This window comes from Cyanobium sp. T1B-Tous, from assembly GCF_024345475.1.
GTDB lineage: Bacteria > Cyanobacteriota > Cyanobacteriia > PCC-6307 > Cyanobiaceae > Cyanobium_A.
In genome coordinates this window covers 1-5,085 of the sequence record NZ_JAGQBE010000122.1, presented here as the reverse complement: position 1 = coordinate 5,085, position 5,085 = coordinate 1, and the positions used below count along the sequence as shown (strand labels likewise).

6 protein-coding genes are annotated in these 5,085 nt (G+C 66.3%); all 6 read right to left on the bottom strand.

Features of this window, described 5'->3' with window-relative positions; genetic code table 11:
- Window positions 1-636: sigma-70 family RNA polymerase sigma factor (locus KBY71_RS15060; RefSeq protein WP_254929696.1), on the bottom strand; the 636-nt coding region annotated here is incomplete at its 3' end.
- A gap of 115 nt (window positions 637-751) precedes the next feature.
- On the bottom strand, window positions 752-1,432 hold the full coding sequence (locus tag KBY71_RS15055) for a GDSL-type esterase/lipase family protein (protein WP_254929695.1): 681 nt from the start codon (window positions 1,430-1,432) through the stop codon (window positions 752-754).
- Window positions 1,389-2,975: an ABC transporter permease gene (locus KBY71_RS15050; protein ID WP_254929694.1), complete on the bottom strand. Its 1,587-nt coding sequence runs from the start codon at window positions 2,973-2,975 to the stop codon at window positions 1,389-1,391. The genes KBY71_RS15055 and KBY71_RS15050 overlap by 44 nt, the downstream gene beginning before the upstream one ends.
- Window positions 2,972-3,718 (bottom strand): ATP-binding cassette domain-containing protein, encoded by a 747-nt coding sequence (locus KBY71_RS15045; protein ID WP_254929693.1) that lies wholly within the window; start codon window positions 3,716-3,718, stop codon window positions 2,972-2,974. Before KBY71_RS15045 ends, KBY71_RS15050 begins: the two co-directional genes overlap by 4 nt.
- Before the next feature lie 102 nt (window positions 3,719-3,820).
- Window positions 3,821-4,036 (bottom strand): hypothetical protein, encoded by a 216-nt coding sequence (locus KBY71_RS15040; RefSeq protein ID WP_261352332.1) that lies wholly within the window; start codon window positions 4,034-4,036, stop codon window positions 3,821-3,823.
- A gap of 70 nt (window positions 4,037-4,106) precedes the next feature.
- Window positions 4,107-5,033 carry a putative selenate ABC transporter substrate-binding protein gene (locus KBY71_RS15035; RefSeq protein WP_254929691.1) on the bottom strand — a complete coding sequence of 309 codons (927 nt, stop codon included), beginning with the start codon at window positions 5,031-5,033 and terminating at the stop codon, window positions 4,107-4,109.
- Between the last annotated feature and the right edge of the window lie 52 nt (window positions 5,034-5,085).

The window sequence follows — 5,085 nt, the reverse complement described above, 5'->3', positions numbered from 1 at the left end:
TGCCAGCTGGTCGAGCAGGGTGCCCGCCTGCTCGCCTTCGCCGCTGAGCGGGGCATCGAGACTGCGCACCTGCAGGGCCCGCTGCACTGCGCTGGCCTCCTCAAGTTGGGCGGTGTTGCAACCGAGCTCTAAGGCCAGATCTGCGGCGGCAAGCGGTGCAAGGCCCTGGCTGCGGCGCTGCTCCTGCCGCCGCCGGGCCCGTTGCTGTAGCTCCCGCAGCCGCCGGGGGGTGTGCAGCGGCTGGCCGTGGTCGCGGACGTCGTGAAGCATGGCGCCGCGGATGTAGGGCACCGCATAGCTGCTGAGATTGCAGGTTTGGCGCAGGTCGAAGGTCTCTACGGCCCGGATCAGCCCCAGGCAGCCTGCAGACACCAGCTCATCAAAAGGTTGACCCGTGCGTTGGCTATGGCGCTGGGCCACCATGCGCACCAGGGCCAGGTTGTGCTCCACCAGGGCGTTGCGCCACCAGAGCTTGGTTGCGGCGTCAGGGCTGGCGGCCATGGCTTCAAGCCAGCTGCGGTTGCGGGTGTGCAGCTGGGAGGGGCCCAGTTCGGCCTGGGCTGGATCGGCTTGGCCGCTGCGGCGCTGGCGGGCAGATGTTTTCGAGTGGGCAGTAGCTGGGAAGGCAGATGCCATGGGGTGGAGGCGTCGGTGTTTTTACCTTCGCCGCGGTGCCCATCCGGCTGGCTCCCCCAGGGCGGTGAAGCGCTCTCACCCGAATGGGTGATAAGAAACCTTCGCTCCGTGCTGCTTAGTAGCCCAAGGGGGTGGGCTCTTGGCGCAGCTGCAGATCGGCCCAGTCCAGAAGGGCCGGCCAGGAGCGCACCCGTTCAAATACCCGGCTATGCCCCTCACTGTTGAGGTGCAGGCCGTCGTTGCTCAGCCATAGGGGCCAGTCGGAATCGGCCAGCAGCCCCTCCAGCAGGGGCAGGAACGGCACATTCGCCTCCAGGCAGGCCTCTTCCAGCAGGGCCTCGTAGCGACGGATGTCTGCCAGGGAATACCAGAGCACCCCGGCGTAGGGCATGGCGCTCTCCTCCACCGGGGTGAGGCCGATCACATGCACCGCAGCGATCTCCTTGGCCTTGTGCAGAAGCTGCTGCAAGCCAAACAAAAAGCCTTCGGCATCCAGTTGGGGTCGCCCATCAGGCCGTCCAACCCGGGCGGTGTCATTCAGGCCTATGCCGAGCAGGATCCCCTGCGGCAGCTGGCGCCGTAGCTCACCGCGGCAGCCAACCTCAGCGCTGAGGCGGGCTGCCAGTCGCTCCAGGCCATCGCCACGCACGCCGAGGTTGTAGAGCACCGGGCCGCCCGGCAGTTCCATCCAGTGGCGCCGCAGCCGCTCGCACCAGCCCCCCTCAAGGGGATCACCCCAGCCCAAAACGCCGCTATCGCCAAGTGCCACCAGCTTCCTGGGGATGGCCATCACCATGGGGGGTCTCCAGCAGCCACTGGCGTGCGCGGTCGCTGAGATCTTCCCCCAGCAAGGTCAGCAGCGCATAGGCCAGCACAAGGGCCAGCAGTTGGTCGCCGGCAAACGAACTCAGGGCTTCCAGCAGCTGGCTGCCCAGGCCCGTGGCCCCCACCAGCCCCACTACTACCGATTCGCGCAAAATCACATCAGCCCGGTAAGCGCCATAGGCCAAGTAGGGACGGGCCAGGCCGCTGAAGCGGCCGTAGAGCAGGGCCAGGCGCGGACCCACCCCTGCGGCTAGCAGGGCCTGCTCCTTGTTGCCGCCACTGGTTTCGGCGGCTTCTAGGAGCAGGCGTCCGAGAATGCCCAGGTTGTGGAAGGCCAGGGCAAGGGCACCTGTAAGCACCCCGGGCTGGAGCACAAACAGAAGCAACAGCGCCGTGAGCGGTGGCGGCCATAGCCGGCCCAGGGCCCACAGCCCCCGCACCAGCGCGCCCGCCGCCGGCCAGGGCGTCGCAAGCAGCAGTAGCAGCGGCGCCAGCCCCACCGCTAGGGCCGCGGCTACCAAGGTGAGCAGCAGGGTGTTGCCGATCAGGCTCGGCCAGGGCAGGGCCGCCACGGCTCCCCAGTCGGCGGCGCCCAGCGGTGGCAGGCCTTGCCACTGCAACAGGGTGGCGGGCTGCACCTCTAGGCGCCAAGCCACCATCACCAGCACGGGCAGCAGGGCCATGGCCCCAGCCACCATCTCCTGGCCCTGGCTGCCCACCCCCCGCTGGCTCAGCCCCAGCCGTGCCGGCATGGACCAGCGCCGCCGCAGCCAGCCCATCAGGGCTTCCAGCAGCAGCATCACCGCCAGTAGTAGCCACAGGCCGCTCCAGAGCTCGTTGAATGCCAGCGATTGCAGGGTGAGGCGCAGCTCGGTGCCCAGCCCGCCCAGGCCAAATACTCCCAGCAGGGTGGCGCTGCGCAAGGCGCATTCGAGCCGGTAGCCGCTGTAGCTGATCACCTGGGGCAGCAGGGGCGGCCCCAGGGCCGTGAATAGGGCGGTGGGGGCGGGGCTGCCGCCGCAGCGCAGGGCCTCCAGGCTGGCGGTGGGCAGGGCATCCAGCAGGTCGCTGACCACCCGGGCTACCAGCGCTCCAAAGGGAATGGCGATTGCCACTACCGCCACCACTGGTTGAAGCCCGACCACCTGAAGCAACAGCAGCCCCCAGAGCAGCTCGTGAATCGAGCGCGGTATGGCTAGTAGCCGGCGTATCCAGCTGGCTGGAGCGGCGCTGCCGTAGCAGGTGCGCCACACCACCCTTGAACTAGCGATTCCCAGCACCAAGCCCAGCACCAGGCTGCCGGCCCAGCCCAATAGGGCCATGCCGGCTGTTACGGCTAGGCCGCCCAGCACCGATCCCAGCACTATGGGATCAAGGGAAGGCCGCAGGGCTGCGGCAGCAAATTGCCCCACCAGCTCCCAGCCACCGCCATGGCTGATTCCCGGCAGCAACGCCAGCAGCGGCAGCACGATTAGGGCGGGCAGCAACACCCACAACGGCGCCGCTGGTCTCATGCCCCTGGGGTCCCGGCGTAAAGCTCCGCGAGCTGGCCTGGCTCAAGGCTGGCCATGGGTTGGTCAAAGACAAGGCGCCCGGCCCGCAGCCCCAGCACTCGATCGAAACCAGCCAGCAAATCGGGACGGTGCAGGCTCAGCAGCAAGGCCCGAGGCGGGTTTGCGAGCTCCAGCAGCAGGGTTAACAGCTCGCCGGCCAGGCGGGGATCAAGGCTGGCTAAGGGTTCATCGGCTAGTAGCAGTTGGGGCTCCTGTCGCAGTAGTCGGGCTAGGGCCACCCTCTGGCGCTGGCCACCGGAGAGGGCGGAGACGGGCTGGTTGAGCAGGGCTGGATCGAGATCAAGTCGCTGCAACATCGTTGTGCAGGCCTTGGTCTCTAGGGGCATCAGCAGGTTGAGCAGGGCCCGCGGCCAGCCCCAGACCGCTAGCCGGGCGGCGTTGAGGTTTTGCTGCACGGTGAGCTCCTCGATCAGGCGCAGGTCTTGCCAAAGGGTGCCGATCCGGGCTTGCTGCCGTCGTCGGGCCCGTCCGCTGCGGGCCCGGGCCTCTCCCTGCCAAAACACCCTGCCCTGCTGCGGGGTCAGCAAGCCATTGGCCACGGCCAGCAAGGTGCTTTTGCCAGCTCCGCTGGGACCCAGCAGGGCGATCCGTTCACCGGCATCAACCTGCAGCGACACCCGATCAAGGCGAGGCTGGCTGCGGCCCTTGACGGTGATGTCTTGAAGTTTGAGCAGTGCAGACATGCCCCCCTTCAGACCAGGGTGAGGCGGTAAACGATCAGCGCCAGGATCAGAGCCACTAAGGACACCTCAATCAGATCAGGGCCGCGGGGATTCATTGACGTTTCAGGTGCGCCGCCGGTGCAGGCTGGCCGCTGATGGCAGGGCCAGGGCAAGGGCGAGGGCGGGAATCTCAATCAGCAGTTGGCCGTTGCCGAAGGTGATGAAGGCCAGATCAAGAAAGGCGATGCTGCGCAGAAACAGGGACCAAGCCTCATCGCCTTCATTATTGGCGCGGCTCCAAAGCACAAAGCCTGCCAGCAGCAAGACCAAATCAATCAACCAGACCACGGATCTGAGGCGCTGGAGAGGATTGATTCTGAATGCTGCTGGACCCAAACGCCGGCCTGTGTCAGCGGATCTTGCCGATTTGCCGCCCCACCTGCTCGATCTGCTTGTATTCGTCCGGCTTCACCGTGGTGAATTGCTGGGCACCAAACAGGCTCAAGATCTGCTTTTGCTCTGGGTCAGTGGGTCGCCAGCTGATGATCGACTGGCGCAGCTTGGCGCTGAAGCCCTTGCCGAAGCGCTGGTCGAGGTTGGGCTGGCCCAGCCATAGGTAGTCGGGGTAGCTGGGGGTGCGCCAGATCTGCACCACCTTGCTGCGGTTGGCCTTGCCGCTGCGCAGGTTGCTCTTCCACACCTGCTCATTGACGGCGCCGGCGTCGTAGGTGCCGCTCTGTACCAGGGCGATGGTGGCGTCGTGGCTGCCACTGAAGCCGGGAGCTCCGCCGGCGAAATCAGCCAACTTGACGCCGGCCTGTGCGAGGAAGTACTGGGGCATCAGCCGGCCGGAGGTGGAGCTTTCCGAGCCAAAGGTGAAGCGCTTGCCTTTGAGGGCCACTAGTCCCTTCTGGTTCTGGATCGGCTTGAGGCCGCTGCGGGCATTGGCGATAAACACGGTGTAAAACTGCGCATCGATGTCTCGCTGGGCAAGCATCTGGGCACCGGGTTTCTGCAGGCTGGCCTGCACACCGGTGAGACCGCCAAACCAGACCAGATCAAGACTGCCGGTGCGGAAGGCGCTAACAGCAGCTGCGTAATCGGTGACGGGCACATAGCTGACCTTGACACCCAGTTGCTGACTGAGCTCATCGGCCACCAGGCCGTAAAGGCGATTCAGCTTTTCAGGGTTCTGGTCGGGGATGGCACCGATGCGCAGCACCTGCTGGGCTTCGGCCGCCGGCAGCAGGGAGGCGGGCACGGGGGGAAGGACCGCCGGTAGCAGGGCTAGGCAAAGCCCTGTAAATGCGGCGGTCAAACGTTCTCGGGTGGACATTTATTTGGAAAGGGGAATCAGAGGGCAGCCAGAAAGCGCCGCAGACGCGCCA